At 54.1% G+C, this 15,853-nt stretch carries 13 protein-coding genes; 1 reads left to right on the top strand and 12 read right to left on the bottom strand.

The window, feature by feature from the left end; translation table 11 throughout:
• Positions 1–186: 186 nt before the first annotated feature.
• From carB to murJ, 10 genes are all read right to left on the bottom strand, one after another.
• A complete protein-coding gene (carB, locus tag LQ901_RS01130) occupies positions 187–3,405 on the bottom strand; it encodes a carbamoyl-phosphate synthase large subunit (protein WP_010864609.1) in 3,219 nt (1,072 codons plus the stop codon).
• Positions 3,406–3,434: 29 nt separating this feature from the next.
• Positions 3,435–4,595, bottom strand: a complete 1,161-nt coding sequence (gene carA / locus LQ901_RS01125) for a glutamine-hydrolyzing carbamoyl-phosphate synthase small subunit (RefSeq protein WP_036770580.1) — start codon at positions 4,593–4,595, stop codon at positions 3,435–3,437.
• A 43-nt stretch (positions 4,596–4,638) separates the two neighbouring features.
• Complete coding sequence (locus LQ901_RS01120) at positions 4,639–4,833, bottom strand: hypothetical protein (protein ID WP_152136883.1); 195 nt, start codon at positions 4,831–4,833, stop codon at positions 4,639–4,641.
• A gap of 207 nt (positions 4,834–5,040) precedes the next feature.
• On the bottom strand, positions 5,041–5,850 hold the full coding sequence (gene dapB, locus LQ901_RS01115; protein WP_152136882.1) for a 4-hydroxy-tetrahydrodipicolinate reductase: 810 nt from the start codon (positions 5,848–5,850) through the stop codon (positions 5,041–5,043).
• Between the two features lie 88 nt (positions 5,851–5,938).
• Positions 5,939–6,883 carry a 4-hydroxy-3-methylbut-2-enyl diphosphate reductase gene (gene ispH / locus LQ901_RS01110; protein ID WP_010864613.1) on the bottom strand — a complete coding sequence of 315 codons (945 nt, stop codon included), beginning with the start codon at positions 6,881–6,883 and terminating at the stop codon, positions 5,939–5,941.
• Positions 6,884–6,894: 11 nt separating this feature from the next.
• The gene (gene fkpB / locus LQ901_RS01105) at positions 6,895–7,341 is read right to left on the bottom strand and encodes an FKBP-type peptidyl-prolyl cis-trans isomerase (protein WP_039045891.1); all 447 of its coding nucleotides are present in this window, start codon (positions 7,339–7,341) and stop codon (positions 6,895–6,897) included.
• Positions 7,342–7,576: 235 nt separating this feature from the next.
• Positions 7,577–8,098, bottom strand: a complete 522-nt coding sequence (gene lspA, locus LQ901_RS01100; protein WP_152136881.1) for a signal peptidase II — start codon at positions 8,096–8,098, stop codon at positions 7,577–7,579.
• Positions 8,098–10,908 (bottom strand): isoleucine--tRNA ligase, encoded by a 2,811-nt coding sequence (ileS, locus tag LQ901_RS01095; protein WP_152136880.1) that lies wholly within the window; start codon positions 10,906–10,908, stop codon positions 8,098–8,100. Before ileS ends, lspA begins: the two co-directional genes overlap by 1 nt.
• Before the next feature lie 37 nt (positions 10,909–10,945).
• Entirely contained in the window at positions 10,946–11,884 is a 939-nt protein-coding gene (ribF, locus tag LQ901_RS01090; protein WP_010864617.1) for a bifunctional riboflavin kinase/FAD synthetase, read from the bottom strand.
• Between the two features lie 67 nt (positions 11,885–11,951).
• Positions 11,952–13,535 (bottom strand): murein biosynthesis integral membrane protein MurJ, encoded by a 1,584-nt coding sequence (murJ, locus tag LQ901_RS01085; RefSeq protein WP_047707983.1) that lies wholly within the window; start codon positions 13,533–13,535, stop codon positions 11,952–11,954.
• A 210-nt stretch (positions 13,536–13,745) separates the two neighbouring features.
• On the opposite strand from murJ, the gene rpsT reads away from it, so the two are divergent.
• Positions 13,746–14,006 carry a 30S ribosomal protein S20 gene (gene rpsT / locus LQ901_RS01080; protein ID WP_010864619.1) on the top strand — a complete coding sequence of 87 codons (261 nt, stop codon included), beginning with the start codon at positions 13,746–13,748 and terminating at the stop codon, positions 14,004–14,006.
• A gap of 474 nt (positions 14,007–14,480) precedes the next feature.
• Here the strand turns inward: rpsT and LQ901_RS01075 are convergent, their stop codons facing one another.
• Positions 14,481–14,861 (bottom strand): helix-turn-helix transcriptional regulator, encoded by a 381-nt coding sequence (locus LQ901_RS01075; RefSeq protein ID WP_081632920.1) that lies wholly within the window; start codon positions 14,859–14,861, stop codon positions 14,481–14,483.
• A gap of 60 nt (positions 14,862–14,921) precedes the next feature.
• Positions 14,922–15,839: a transcriptional activator NhaR gene (gene nhaR, locus LQ901_RS01070; RefSeq protein WP_010864621.1), complete on the bottom strand. Its 918-nt coding sequence runs from the start codon at positions 15,837–15,839 to the stop codon at positions 14,922–14,924.
• Positions 15,840–15,853 lie beyond the last annotated feature (14 nt).

The raw sequence follows: 15,853 nt of genomic DNA, 5'->3' as shown, positions 1-15,853 counted from the left end.
GAGGTAACAAGGCGCGACAAGCTGTAAAACGCACGCCTACCAGTGAGATTATTGGTCAACTGCGCCGCCGCGAGAAAGCGCATCGGCTGATATGCAGCATAAAAAAGCCCGCCATTTGGCGGGCTTTTTGTTTCTTCATCGCTTATCGGCAAGTTTTCGATAAGTGCGATGTACGGATTATCGCGCTTATTTCACCAACTGGTGCATTTCCTGCACCGAAATCACGCTTGCGGTTGGGTCTGCTGCCATCGCCATCGCGGTGGCAAAGGCACCGTTCAAAGTGGTGTCATAGTGCACCTTGTACTGCAGGGCGCTACGGCGCAGCAACTTAGAGTCTTCAATCGCCTGACGACCTTCGGCGGTGTTGATGATGTAGGTGTACTCACCGTTTTTGATGCGGTCTTGAATATGCGGACGACCTTCGTGCACCTTATTCACCAGACGTGGGTTAATCCCCGCCTCACCCAGTACCACGGCGGTACCGTGCGTCGCATCCAGCTCAAAGCCCAACTTCAGCAACTTGGCCGCCAAGTCAATCACACGTTTCTTGTCACCATGACGCACCGACAGCAGCGCACGTCCTTGACGCGGCACTTTGTAGTTCCCGCCCAGCAAGCCTTTACCGAACGCTTCGGCGAAGGTGTTACCAACGCCCATCACCTCACCGGTAGAGCGCATTTCTGGGCCTAACAGTGGGTCAACGCCAGGGAACTTGTTAAACGGCAGCACCACTTCTTTGACGGAGTAGTATGGCGGGATCACTTCGCGCGTCACACCTTGCGCTGCCAGACTTTGACCGGCCATGACACGCGCGGCAATCTTCGCCAATGGCACGCCAATCGCCTTGGAAACAAACGGCACGGTACGCGCGGCACGCGGGTTCACTTCAATCAAGTAAACTTCGTTGTTCTTCACCGCAAACTGGGCATTCATCAGACCGCGAACACACAGCTCGAAGGCCAGTTTTTCCACTTGCTGGCGGATCACATCCTGAATCTCTTGGCTCAGGGTGTAAGCTGGCAGTGAACAGGCAGAGTCACCGGAGTGCACCCCCGCTTGCTCGATGTGCTCCATGATGCCGCCAATCAGCACTTGCTGACCGTCGCAAATGGCGTCCACATCCACTTCAATCGCATCATCTAAGAAGCAATCCAGCAGTACTGGCGCATCGTTAGACACACTGACTGCCGTGGTGAAGTAGCGGCGCAGGTCAACTTCATCGAACACGATTTCCATCGCGCGGCCACCCAGCACATAAGAGGGGCGCACCACCAGCGGGTAACCCAGCTGTTTAGCCTGCTCAACCGCTTGCTCCATCGCTGTCACGGTAGCGTTCTTCGGCTGCTTCAGACCCAGACGGTTTACCGCTTGCTGGAAACGTTCACGGTCTTCGGCGCGGTCAATCGCATCCGGGCTGGTGCCAATTACCGGTACCCCGGCCGCTTCCAGCGCACGCGCCAGTTTCAGTGGCGTTTGACCACCGTACTGAACAATCACACCTTTTGGCTGTTCAACACGGACGATTTCCAGTACATCTTCCAGAGTCACTGGCTCGAAGTACAGGCGATCGGAGGTGTCGTAGTCAGTGGACACCGTTTCTGGGTTACAGTTGACCATGATGGTCTCGTAACCGTCTTCACGCAGCGCCAGTGAGGCGTGCACGCAGCAGTAGTCAAACTCGATACCCTGACCGATACGGTTTGGACCACCGCCCAGTACCATGATCTTGTCACGGTTGGTTGGGTTCGACTCACACTCTTCATCATAGGTGGAGTACAGGTACGCCGTATCGGTGGCAAACTCGGCGGCGCAGGTATCTACGCGCTTGTAGACTGGGAAAATCTCATGGCGATAACGCAGTTTGCGCAGCTCAGTTTCTGACACACCAACCAGTTTAGCCAGACGCGCATCGGAGAAACCTTTACGCTTAAGCACGCGCAGGAAGTCAGCATCCAGACCGGCAAAGCCCACCTCGGCCACTTTCTCTTCCAAACGCACCAGCTCTTCAATTTGCACCAAGAACCAGCGGTCGATATTGGTCAGGTTATGCACGCCATCCACTGACAGACCCGCACGGAAGGCATCGGCCAGATACCAGATGCGGTCAGAGCCAGCTTCTTTCAGCTCATAGCGGATGCGCGTCAGCGCGTCAGCATCATCCAGATTCACCTTCGGATCGAAACCGGTCGCACCCACTTCCAGACCACGCAACGCTTTTTGCAGCGACTCTTGCTGGTTACGACCAATCGCCATCACCTCACCCACCGATTTCATCTGGGTGGTCAGGCGGTCATTGGCGCCGGCAAATTTCTCGAAGTTAAAGCGTGGGATCTTGGTGACGACATAGTCAATCGACGGCTCGAAGGACGCCGGAGTGCGACCACCGGTGATGTCGTTCATCAGCTCATCCAAGGTGTAGCCGACTGCCAGTTTGGCTGCCACTTTGGCAATCGGGAAACCCGTGGCTTTAGACGCCAGCGCCGAGGAGCGCGATACACGCGGGTTCATCTCGATGACAATCATGCGGCCATCTTTCGGGTTCACCGAAAACTGCACGTTTGAGCCGCCGGTTTCCACGCCGATTTCACGCAGTACCGCCATCGAGGCGTTACGCATCAGTTGGTATTCTTTGTCGGTCAGGGTTTGTGCCGGCGCAACCGTAATGGAGTCACCGGTGTGGATCCCCATCGGATCTAAGTTTTCAATCGAGCAAACGATGATGCAGTTGTCGTTCTTATCCCGCACCACTTCCATCTCGTACTCTTTCCAACCGATCAGCGATTCGTCAATCAGCAGCTCGTTGGTTGGTGACAAGTCCAGACCACGAGTACAGATTTCCTCGAACTCTTCACGGTTGTAAGCAATACCGCCACCGGTGCCGCCCATCGTAAATGAAGGGCGAATGATGCACGGGAAACCCACTTGTTCTTGTACGCCGTAAGCTTCTTCCATGGAGTGTGCGATACCACAACGCGCGGTATCCAGACCGATTTTCTTCATCGCCTGATCAAAGCGGCGGCGGTCTTCGGCTTTATCAATGGCGTCGGCGGTTGCACCAATCATCTCCACCCCGAACTCCGCCAGCACGCCATGACGCTCCAGATCCAGCGCACAGTTCAGTGCCGTCTGACCGCCCATGGTTGGCAGCACCGCATCAGGGCGCTCTTTTTCAATGATTTTGCGCACGACTTGCCACTGCACCGGCTCGATATAAGTCGCATCAGCCATTTCAGGGTCAGTCATGATGGTCGCCGGGTTGGAGTTAACCAGAATAACGCGGTAACCCTCTTCACGCAGCGCCTTACAGGCCTGCGCGCCGGAATAGTCAAATTCACACGCCTGACCGATAACAATCGGACCCGCACCCAGGATTAGAATACTTTTAAGATCAGTACGTTTTGGCATTGCTTAACAACTCCTGCTGCTGCGGCTGATTATTGCTGGTTTGCGTTTTGGTTCTGACGATATTGCTCAATCAATTCGATGAAGTGATCAAACAGCGGTGCGGCATCGTGCGGGCCTGGGCTTGCTTCTGGGTGACCCTGGAAGCTAAATGCTGGCTTGTCCGTACGGTGAATCCCCTGCAACGAGCCATCAAACAGTGACACGTGGGTTGCACGTAAAGTGGCTGGCAACGTGGCTTCATCTACGGCAAAACCGTGGTTTTGCGCGGTGATCATCACCACATTACGGTCTAAATCTTTCACCGGATGGTTGCCGCCGTGGTGGCCGAACTTCATCTTCACGGTCTTGGCACCGGAGGCCAGTGCTAACAGCTGGTGACCTAAGCAGATACCAAAAACAGGGATATCGTGCTGCAGCAGCTCTTCAATAGCACTGATCGCGTAATCGCACGGCGCTGGGTCGCCTGGGCCGTTGGACAGGAACACCCCATCCGGATTGAGCGCCAGCACATCCGCCGCTGGCGTTTGCGCCGGAACAACAGTCAGGCGGCAACCTCGGTCCACCAACATCCGCAGGATATTGCGCTTCACACCGTAGTCATACGCCACCACATGGAATGGCAGGTCATCATTGTTTGCCGCCTGTGGCAGGCCGTTTTGCAGCGTCCAGCTACCTTGCGTCCAGTTGTAGGCTTCGGCTGTGGTGACTTCTTTGGCTAAATCCAGACCACTCAAACCGCCAAAGGCGCGCGCTTTTTCCAGCGCCAGCGCGGCATCTGGCTGTGCGCCGGCAATGATGCAACCATTTTGGGCACCTTTTTCGCGCAGAATGCGGGTCAATTTGCGGGTATCAATATCAGCGATGCCGACAACGTTGTGGCGTTTGAGATAATCAGAAAGGGTTTCGGTACTGCGGAAGTTACTGGCAATCAGGGGTAAATCACGAATTACAAGACCTTGAGCATGAACGGCGGGGGATTCTTCATCTTCTGGGTTGGTGCCGACATTGCCAATATGAGGATAAGTAAGAGTAACAATCTGGCGGGAATACGAAGGATCAGTAAGAATTTCTTGGTAACCGGTCATCGAGGTATTAAAAACAACTTCGCCGACCGCCGAGCCTTCTGCGCCGATTGCGGTACCTTTGAAGACTGTGCCGTCTTCGAGAACTAACAGTGCCGACCTACTCAAAACAACCTCCATGAATATTTAATCTTTTTTACCACATAACCATTCATACATGAGAGCCAAAAGCGCTGTCAATCATGTTAAATAATGAATTTTTGGCAAATTGCGCGAATTCTATAGACGGGCTTACCGCTTGTCCAGAAAAAACTCCCACTTTAGACACAAAAACCGCCAACACAGCGAAATAACGCCACGCCAGCGCTAAAAGTAAGATAAAAACACAAAAGATAACCGTTTGCATGAAGAGATAACTTTCACCCGCAGTAAAATACGCAGTAAAAACGGCAAAAATCTCGACAAAGGGGAAAAGACAAAAAAAAACCGCACAAGACACCAACTAATGATATCAATAGTGCGATTTCGATGTGAAATGCTTATTTTAACAAGAAAAGTGCACAGCAATATGCATGCTTACGAACGTGTCACTCGATCCGTTAGTAACACGACATTAAAGGTTGTGCAACCCAAGCACATCCTTCATGTCATACAACCCCGCTGGCTGATTATGCAACCAGTTTGCCGCGCGCACAGCGCCATTAGCAAAGGTCATGCGGCTGGATGCCTTGTGTGAAATCTCCACTCGCTCACCGATATCAGCAAATATCACGGTGTGCTCACCAACGATGTCGCCTGCTCGCACGGTCGCAAAACCAATGCTGTCGCGTGGGCGCTCACCGGTGTTCCCTTCACGGCTGTACACGGCGCATTGTGATAAATCCCGTCCTAGCGTGTCGGCAATCACTTCCCCCATCGATAACGCAGTACCGGATGGTGCATCAATTTTATGACGATGGTGCGCTTCGATGATTTCGATATCGGTGTAATCGCCCATCACCTGCGCCGCTTTTTCCAACAGCTTGAATACCAGATTGACGCCCACACTAAAGTTAGAGGCAAACACGATCCCGATGTCGGCACTGGCATCGGCAATCGCCTGCTTACCGTCAGCATCAAAACCAGTGGTCCCGATCACCATATGTTTGCCGTGCTGACGGCAATAAGCCAAATGGGTCAAGGTGGCGGCCGGTACGGTAAAGTCGATCAGGATATCGAAGTCACTGCCGATAGCATCCAGTGACTCTTGTACCGTCACCCCCAATGGACCAACACCGGCCAACTCGCCAGCATCCGCACCAATCAAGCTGGAGCCGGAGCGCTCAAGGGCCGCGCCCAGCGTAACGCCGGAGGCGGCATACACGGCTTGAATCAGTTGACGTCCCATACGACCGGCGGCGCCGGCAATTGCGATTTTGATCATGTCTCTTCCTTTTTTGTTGTAATCCGCTGCCGACCCTGAGCCGGTAAACACAAAAAAGGAAGCCCGTGGCTTCCTTTTTATTTAACCTTTAATCAATTTGCTGCACCCGCAATTCGCGTGGTACCTCAAAGGTGATGTTTTCTTCTCGCCCTTCGGTTTCTGTGACCGTTACCGCACCGAGGTCTTGCAAGCGGGCAATCACGGCCTGCACCAACACCTCTGGCGCTGATGCGCCCGCCGTAACGCCGACAGTGTCCACGCCCTGCAACCAGGCTTCATCGATATCTTCCGCACCATCAATCAGATAGGCAGCTTTCCCCGCTCGACGCGCCAGCTCAGCTAAGCGATTCGAGTTAGACGAGTTTTTCGAGCCGACCACCAGCACCACTTGTGCCTGCTCGGCTAACTGGCGTACCGCCTCTTGCCGATTGGTGGTGGCATAACAGATGTCGTCTTTGCGCGGACCGATGATGGCCGGGAAATGCTGACGCAGTGCATCAATCACTTCTGACGTATCATCCACCGACAGCGTAGTCTGGGTCATGAAGCACAGATTTTCTGGGTTTTTGACCACCAGTTTCGCCACATCCTCGGGCGACTCCACCAAATACATGCCGCCTTGCGGATTGCTGTACTGGCCCATGGTGCCTTCCACTTCAGGGTGACCAGCATGGCCAATCAGCACCGCCTCCATGCCCTTGCGGCTAGCACGCGCGACTTCCATATGCACCTTCGTCACCAGTGGACAGGTAGCATCAAACACGCTCAGATCGCGTGATTTGGCCTCGGCGCGCACCGCCTGCGAGACACCGTGTGCCGAGAAGATCACGATGCAGCCATCCGGCACTTCATGCAAATCTTCGACAAACACGGCCCCGCGCTGGCGCAATCCTTCCACAACATAGCGGTTATGCACCACTTCATGGCGAACATAAATCGGCGCGCCATATAACTCAAGCGCCCGCTCGACAATGCTGATCGCACGGTCAACGCCGGCACAAAAACCACGGGGATTGGCTAACAGGATCTGCATGCAGTTGTCTCTTAGTCAGCGGCCGGATGCACTGCCATTACCTCAAGATCGAAGGTAACAACTTGTCCAGCCAAGGGGTGGTTAAAATCAACGGTGACCGATTCGCCGGCAACCGCCTTAATCATGCCCGGGATCTCCTGCCCGCCCGGCTGGGCAAACAGCATGATCATCCCTGGTTGCGGCTCGGTTTCAGTACTGAACCGGCTACGCTCAAAATGGTACACGTTATCAGGACTTGGCAGGCCAAAGGCCTCTTCCGGTTGCAGCGTAAAGCGCTTAGTATCGCCGGCTTTCAGGCCTTGCAACTGAGCTTCCAGTGCCGGTGATAACGAGCGGTTGCCGAGCTGAAACAGTGCCGGCTTGCCCTGAGTGCGAGTCGAGTCTGCGGCACTGCCATCCGCCAACCATAAATCAAAGTGGATCAGAACTTGGCTATTCGGTCCAATGCGGGCTTCCATACTGCTTGCGTCCATACTGTCATTTCCTTATCGCGGCGCTTGATCCCTAAGCCTTGGATGGTCTTTTGGTGGCGATGATGCGTTCATCGCCACACGTAAAAGCTACAAGGTCGTTTGCTTAAGCAACAGGCCGGCCGAAGCCAGCCTGTTGGCCGGTCGCCGACCTATGTTGACATAAGCCGACGCCCTATTTTCATTTTCACACCTAAGTCAAAAACCTAGGTCAGGCGCCGAATTAGCGCGCCTGATCGGATTTCCCTGAAGATGCACTGTCATCGGTCGGAGCCAGAAAGCCTTCCAGCACCACCAGCGCCGCACCGACACAGATGGCGACATCGGCCAGATTGAAGGCCGGCCAGTGATAGCTTCCCCAATAAAAATCGAGGAAGTCGACCACAAAACCATGGACCAGTCGGTCAAACAGGTTACCCAGCGCACCACCGATAATCAGGGCGTAGGCACCGTTGGCCAGCTTGTGGCTGGCCGGAGTGCGATACATCCAGACACTCAGAGCACCGGTTACCAACAGGGCGATGGCGGCAAAGAACCAACGCTGCCAACCGCTGTGTTCGGCTAAAAAGCTGAACGCTGCGCCCGGATTTTGTACATACGTCAGATTAAAAAATGACGTTACCGGGATCAGCTCATACAGCGCTAAGTGGTTCATAAACCAGAGTTTGCTACCGATATCCAGTACAAACACCAATGCCGATAGCCACAACCAGCGCAATCCTGTCGATAATAAAGGTTTCTTCATCAGGCAAACTTACGTGTTTCGCCGTCACCGGCAATGTTAGTTACACAACGACCGCACAGTGTCGGGTGCGCAGCAACGCTACCGATGTCTGCCGCGTAGTGCCAGCAACGTGGACACTTGGCATTCTCGGAGCGGATCAGCTTGATCGTCAGTCCTTTGTTTTCGGTCGCTACGGCTTCAGCCGGTGCATTGTCCAGTGCCGCCACATCGGCCTTAGAGGTCAGCAGCACGAAGCGCAGCTCGTCACCGAGCGCAGCCAGTTTCTGCTGCAAAGAGGCATCGGCAAACAGGGTCACTTCCGCTTCCAGCGAGCCACCGACTTTCTTGTCGTTACGCGCCTGCTCAATCACCTTGTTCACTTCGCCACGCACGTTCAGAAGCTCAGCCCAGTACGCGTCGTTCATCACTTCGCCTTCCGCCAAACCGAACAGACCGTCGTACCACTCTTCAGTGAATACAAACTCTGAACGCTCACCTGGCAGGAAGTTCCAGATTTCGTCGGCAGTGAAGGACATGATTGGTGCCATCCAGCGAACCAATGCTTCAGCGATGTGATACAGCGCGGTCTGGCAGCTACGACGAGCGATGCCATCGGTCTTCGCGGTGTACTGGCGATCTTTGATGATATCCAGATAGAACGAACCCATCTCCACGGAGCAGAACTGCATCAGACGCTGCACCACCATGTGGAAATCATACTCTTCGTAGGCTTTGATGATTTCAGCCTGCGCCGCTTGCGCACGACCTACCGCCCAGCGATCCAGTACCACCATCTCTTCTGGTTGCACCATATGCAGTTTCGGATCGAAACCGTTCAGGTTAGCCAGCAAGAAACGTGCGGTGTTACGGATACGACGATAAGCATCGGCAGAACGCTTGAGGATCTCATCCGATACCGCCATTTCAGCGGTGTAGTCGGTTGAGGCAACCCACAGACGCAGAATATCGCCGCCCAGTTTGTTCATCACATCCTGCGGGCTCACCACGTTGCCCACGGATTTAGACATCTTGCGACCTTGACCATCTACGGTGAAACCGTGGGTCAGCACTTCGCGGTATGGGGCGGTGCCTTTCATCGCGGTGGAGATCATCAATGATGACATGAACCAGCCACGGTGTTGGTCAGAGCCTTCCAGATACAGATCGGCGCTGTGGCCGTTGAATTCTGGGCGCGCATCAACCACGGAAGCATGGGTTGAACCGGAGTCAAACCACACATCCAATGTATCGGGCACTTTCACGTAATCGGCGGCATCGCTACCTAAGATCTCAGCCGGGTCCAGATCCCACCACGCTTGAATGCCTTTTTCTTCAACGCGTTTCGCCACTTCTTCCATCAACTCGACCGAGCGAGGATGCAGTGCTTCGGTGTCTTTATGCACGAACAGCGCAATTGGCACGCCCCACGTACGCTGACGGGAGATACACCAGTCAGGACGGTTGGCTACCATGGTCTCGATACGTGCCTGACCCCAATCTGGGATCCACTTCACGCCTTTGATTTCGTTCAGTGCTTGCTGACGCAGACCGGCTTGTTCCATGCTGATAAACCACTGCGGGGTAGCACGGAAGATGATCGGCGTTTTATGACGCCAGCAGTGTGGGTAGCTGTGCAGGAATTTCTCAAAGTGCAGCAGCGCGCCGCGCTCACGCAGCACGTCCAGCACAGAATCATTGGCTTTGAACACTGACTGACCGGCAAACAGCGGGGTGTCTGGCAGGTAAGTGCCGTCCGGCGCAACCGGGTTGGCCACTTCCAGATGGTATTTCTGGCCGACCACGAAGTCTTCCTGACCGTGACCTGGCGCTGTGTGTACCGCACCGGTACCGGCATCAGTGGTCACGTGCTCACCCAAGATCACCGGTACGGTGAAATCATAGAATGGATGTTGCAGCATCAGCAGCTCCAGATCCGAGCCACGGCATGTACCCAGCACTTGCGCGCCTTCGATACCGGCACGCTTAAGCACGCTTTCGGCCAAATCGGCAGCCAAAATCAGGCGCTCGTCACCGGCTTGGATCAGTTGGTATTCCAGATCGGCATTCAGAGCAACCGCGCGGTTGGCTGGCAGCGTCCACGGAGTGGTGGTCCAGATCACCACCGAGATGGTGCCGTGACCGGCGTCAGTACCGAACTTAGCCAGGAACGCCGCTTCGTCCGCGACGTTGAATCGTACGTCAATGGCTGGAGAGGTCTTGTCGTAGTATTCCACTTCGGCTTCTGCCAGCGCAGAACGACACTCGGTACACCAGTGCACGGGTTTGGCACCTTTATGCAGGTGACCGTTACCGACAATCTTGGCCAGTGAACGGATGATGTTGGCTTCGGTGCCAAAATCCATGGTCAGGTACGGATGATCCCAGTCACCCAATACGCCCAGACGGATAAAGTCTTTCTTCTGACCTTCCACCTGCTCGGCAGCATACTTACGGCACGCCGCACGGAATTCAGCCGCAGACACTTTTTCGCCCGGCTTACCGACCAGTTGCTCTACTTTCAGTTCAATTGGCAGGCCGTGACAGTCCCAGCCCGGAATGTACGGAGAATCAAAGCCGGACAGTCCTTTGGACTTAATAATAATGTCTTTGAGGATCTTGTTTACGGAGTGACCAATGTGAATGTTACCGTTGGCGTACGGTGGGCCATCATGCAGGATGAAGGACTTCTTACCCTTCTTCGCCTGACGAATAGCGCCGTACAGATTGTTATCATACCAACGTTGCAACATACCAGGTTCGCGTTTGGCTAAGTCGCCACGCATCGGAAACCCTGTATCCGGAAGGTTCAGAGGGTATTTATTGTCACTCATTGATTCTCGATTCCGTATTTTCGGCAAAAAGAAAAAGTCAGCTTGCGACCGGCAGGTGGAAATAGTGGCGGGCGGTCCGGGCATCCTGCGCAATCTGCGCGGTGAGCGCTTCAAACGAACTGAAACGCATTTCCGGACGGATTTTTTCCCGCAGCACAACTTCGAGCTGACGGCCGTAGAGATTTACATTTATATCAAACAGGTGAACTTCCAGTTGCTGGCGCACACCATCAACTGTCGGGCGGGTTCCGATATTCGCCACGCCCGGTAAGGGGGTATCACCAATCCCCAGCACTTCCACCGCATACACACCATTGACCGGCGCGACGCGGCGCTTCAGTGGAATGTTGGCGGTCGGGAAACCAATGGTTCGCCCGAGCTTGTTACCGTGCGCGACGCGGCCACTGATACTGTACGGCCGACCGAGCAGGCTTTCCGCCTGAGCCAGATCATCTTGGTATAACGCCTGACGGATAGCGGTACTGCTCACCCGCAGCGCATCAACGCAATAACTGTGGTTGTTGACGACGGCAAAACCGTGTTTCGCGCCAGCCTGCTGCAACAAGGCATAATCACCATGCCGCCCAGCACCAAAGCGAAAATCGTCACCTACCCCCAGAAACTTAACACCCAACTTTTCAACCAGCAACTCTTCGACAAAGCGCTCTGCGCTCATCGCCGCGAAATGGTGGTTAAAACTGACGCACAGCAAGCGGTCAACACCGGCGCGCGCCAGATGGACATACTTGTCACGCAGACGCATCAACCGAGCCGGTGCCAATTCCGGGGTAAACAACTCCTGCGGCTGTGGCTCAAACACCATCGCCGTCAGTGGCAAACCGAGCGCAACAGCATGCGCCTTCACTTGCGCCAAGACTGCCTGATGCCCCAGATGCACCCCGTCAAAGTTACCAATCGTCAGAACACAGCCGTGATGCTGTGGCTTGATGTTCTGAATACCGCGGATCAGCTCCATGGGCACGTTACCCTGTCAGATCTTATACAAAATTGCCGCCGATTATACCGCATCCGCCCCGATTGTCTTAGTGCGAGATGTCAGTATCTGCGCGTAAATGGCGCGGGCGCACGCCCAGCAGCAAAAGGGCGGCAAAATAGACCACGGCTGCGAGCCCAATCAGGCCAGCCAACCACAGCATCCGCATACCATTATGCTGCGCTTGCCATAGGCTCAGCGCCGGCATGCAATAACTTACTGCCGCTGCCATCGCCAGACCGGCCAACGCCACTTTACCGATGAAAATCGCGCTATTGCGTTGAATGCGGTACACCCCGCTCACCGCCAGACCGCGATACAGCAGCCACGCGTTGAGGGTACCGGACATCGCCGAGGCCATCGCCAAGCCGACATAACTGAACGGGATCGCCAGCAGGTTAAAGCCCATGTTGCTGATCATCGAGATGATGCCGTAGCGTACTGGGGTTTTGGTGTCTTGCCGCGCGTAATAGCCCGGCGCCAGCACTTTGATCAGCATGAAACTCACCAAACCTGCGTTGAAGGCCAGCAGGGATAATGAGGCGGCATTCACATCGGCAAAGGTAAATTCGCCGCGCATAAACAGCACCATCATCATCGGCTTGGCCAACACCATAATGCCAAACATGGCGGGAATGCCGAGCAGGAAAATCATGCGCACGCCCCAATCCATGGTCTGGCTAAAGCGTTCGCTGACCGTCTCGCCTTCCTCTTTTTCGCTATGACGACGCGACAGCGCCGGCAAAATCACCGTCGCGATGGCAATCCCGAACAAACCGAGCGGGAACTCCAGCAGGCGATCAGAGTAATACAGATAACTGATCGAGCCGGTCATCAAGAAGCTGGCGATGAAGGTGTCGAGCAGCAAGTTGATTTGACTCACCGATACCCCGAACAGCGCCGGGATCATCAGGGTGCGAATTTTTTTCACCCCCGGATCATGCCAAGCCCATTTCGGCTTCACCAGCAATCCGGCTTTTTTCATGTACGGCAACTGGAATAAAAACTGCAGCAGACCGCCTAAAAAAATACCGATCGCCAAGCCCACTTCTGGGTATTGGGTGTGCGGGGCAATCCAAATCGCTGCGCCAATCATCGCCACGTTCAGCAGCACCGGCGAAAACGCCGCCACCCCAAATTGACCGATGGTATTGAGCACCGCGCCGGATAAGGCCACCAAGGTGACAAACCACAGATACGGGAAGGTAATACGCAGCAAGAATGACGCGAGCTCATATTTACCAGCATCAGGGCCGCCATTGAGCCAATCCAAGAACCAGCCGGTACCGAAAATGGCCGCCACCACCGGCGAGCCAATCATCGCCAGCAAGGTCACAATGGTGACCAAACCGCCTAACGTACCGGAGACCTTAGCGATAAATTCGCGCGTCTTCGATAAATCACCGTCTTTTTGATACTCGGTCAGTACCGGCACAAAGGCTTGCGAGAACGCCCCTTCGGCAAACAGACGGCGTAAAAAGTTAGGAATTCGGTTAGCAAACAGGAAGACGTCTGCGGCGGCACCGGCGCCAATCATGTTGGCAATAACGACATCCCTGACCAAACCCAGTACCCGGGATAACAAGGTCATCGAGCTGACAACCAACCCAGATTTCAACAATCGCTTACTCAAGATTTACTCACTCGTTGAAATACGTCTCTGACGCTGTATTCCAGCATTAAAAGCTGTTAAAATTACCCGTCATAATAACCGTCATGCGCTGCTTGCACCAGCCTTGGGAAAGCGGCGTTTATTTGCACAAATCCATTGACAAAAGAAGGCGAAAAAGGCATAGTCCTCGGCCTTTGAAATGTCCAAAAAGTTATATTTGGGAGTTGGACCTTGGCTAATATCAAGTCTGCTAAGAAGCGCGCTGTCCAAGCTGAGAAGCGTCGTCAGCATAACGCTAGCCGTCGCTCCATGATGCGTACTTTCGTTAAGAAAGTTTACGCTGCGATCGCGACCGGTAACAAAGAAACTGCAATGACCGCATTTGCCACCATGCAACCAGTTCTGGACCGCATGGCAAGCAAAGGCCTGATCCACAAGAACAAGGCTGCACGTCATAAAGCAAACCTGGTAGCTCAAATCAAAGCAATGTAATCATTGCCTGATTTAAGATACCGAGAAAAACCGGCTTGATGCCGGTTTTTTTTTTGCCTGTCATTTACCTCTGACTGCGCTTTACGCACATTTCTCCCCGCTCTGCTCATCCCTTCCCTGATGCTTTAACTTTAACTTTGGCTTTGGTTTTGTCTGTGCACTTATCTGGGCTGTTGTGCTGGATGGTGGTTCGAGACCGTGGCTCTGAATTGTTGTGGTGCTAAATGAAGTAAAGAAGAAGAAGAAAAATAAAAGAAAGAGTAAGAAAATGCCGGCGAGACAGAAAATCAAAGGCGAACAGCCGTGCACCAACCTATTATGGCGACGCACAGCCTTCAAACTATACCCAAACAACGTGAAGTTGCAGGTAGGCGGCAAGTGAGTGAATCCCCATGAGCATAGACAAGCTATGTGATTGGGGTGAACGAACGTAGCCAACACCCCTGCAGCTTCAAGTAGGAAGGGTATATGAGTTTAACCGACCGAATGCGATGCCGCGGACGGCTCACTATGCCGCTCTGGCACGTCGCTAGCCAGCTCAGCCTCTGAAGGCTGCTCCGCCGCGCAATACAAGCGATGCAAGGTACGGATCACTTCCGCCACTGCATGGCTGCTTAACGAGTAGTAGACAGTTTGCGCTTCTTTGCGCGTTTTCACCAGCCCATCGCGCCGCAACCAGGCAAGGTGCTGTGACAGTGCCGACTGGGATAAGCCAAGGCGTTCGCTCAAAACGCCGACCGACACTTCTTTATCCTGTAAATGACATAAAATAAACAACCGGTGCTCATTGGCCATAGCCTTCAGCAGCGTGACGGCCTGACCTACATTACGCTCCATGTGTGCAATTTCAGACATATCTTTCATCATAGGATCACGAATACACCCGTTGTGGTGCTGCTCTATGCAACACGATGACTACTCTTCACCGAGCATAACGCCGAGTTGACCGGAAAACAAATCCGTGAAATCCTCACTACAGACCCGTTTTACCGCCGGATGCTGGATCATACGATCCGCAAAAATGGCGTAATACTCTTCACATAATGTGGGCACTTTACCCAGCTCGACGGTCTGCCCGTCACTGCTCAGTTCAGCCACATACAACGATGGCGCGACAAAAATGGCATTGTGGTAGTGACCAAACGCCTTCATCAGTGCCGCATCATCAAACTCACCCAAGATCTGCACCTGCAGCCCTTGCTGATCCAGCCAAGTAAGCAGCTTGCGCCCCAACGCCGAGCGACGCCCCGGCATCAGCAGCTTGCGCTCTTGTAGACAGGCCGGAAACGGTGCCTGTGGCGCGGGTTGGCGACACAGAAAGCTGATCCCGCACTCACCCAGTTTGACCGAGAACAGCCCTTCGCTTTGCGAGGAGTCCACCGGACAATCAGACAAGATCATATCCAGCTTGTGCTGGCTCAGCTGCTCCAAGAGCAGTTCGTGGGTGGATTCAAAACAGCGTAGATGGATTTGCTCACTCGGCGGCACTGCGGTTTGCAGTACCCGACTGACCAAACGCTTCGATAACGCATCCGCTACCCCAACATCAAACAGGATATTGGCTTCTTTGCGGTAATTGACGATATCCAGCATCTCTTGGCTAAGAGAGAACATCCGCTCGGCATAGCGATAGACCAGTTGCCCCAGCTCAGTAGGCTCCAGACCACGGCCACTGCGTTTAAACAGTTTGCCATCCAGGCGCTGCTCTAGCGCGCGGATCTGCCCGGTCACGGTTTGTGGGGTAAGGAAAAGAGTTTCGGCGGCTTTGGCCACCGAGCCGTGTTTGCACACAGCCCAGAAGTAGTACAGATGATTAAAATTCAGGTGCGACATACGCTTCTCACTTC

Origin of the sequence: Plesiomonas sp. PI-19 (assembly GCF_021368255.1) — a bacterium.
GTDB classification, from domain to species: domain Bacteria; phylum Pseudomonadota; class Gammaproteobacteria; order Enterobacterales; family CAMTGL01; genus Plesiomonas; species Plesiomonas shigelloides.
This window is presented reverse-complemented; position numbering and strand designations above follow the sequence as displayed.

Coding starts and splice junctions, on each gene's coding strand:
- carB (WP_010864609.1), bottom strand. CDS start 3,405: ATGCCAAAACGTACTGATCTTAAAAGTATTCTAATCCTGGGTGCGGGT.
- LQ901_RS01120 (WP_152136883.1), bottom strand. CDS start 4,833: ATGCAAACGGTTATCTTTTGTGTTTTTATCTTACTTTTAGCGCTGGCG.
- dapB (WP_152136882.1), bottom strand. CDS start 5,850: ATGATCAAAATCGCAATTGCCGGCGCCGCCGGTCGTATGGGACGTCAA.
- ispH (WP_010864613.1), bottom strand. CDS start 6,883: ATGCAGATCCTGTTAGCCAATCCCCGTGGTTTTTGTGCCGGCGTTGAC.
- fkpB (WP_039045891.1), bottom strand. CDS start 7,341: ATGGAAGCCCGCATTGGACCGAATAGCCAAGTTCTGATCCACTTTGAT.
- lspA (WP_152136881.1), bottom strand. CDS start 8,098: ATGAAGAAACCTTTATTATCGACAGGATTGCGCTGGTTGTGGCTATCG.
- ileS (WP_152136880.1), bottom strand. CDS start 10,908: ATGAGTGACAATAAATACCCTCTGAACCTTCCGGATACAGGGTTTCCG.
- ribF (WP_010864617.1), bottom strand. CDS start 11,884: ATGGAGCTGATCCGCGGTATTCAGAACATCAAGCCACAGCATCACGGC.
- LQ901_RS01075 (WP_081632920.1), bottom strand. CDS start 14,861: ATGTCTGAAATTGCACACATGGAGCGTAATGTAGGTCAGGCCGTCACG.
- nhaR (WP_010864621.1), bottom strand. CDS start 15,839: ATGTCGCACCTGAATTTTAATCATCTGTACTACTTCTGGGCTGTGTGC.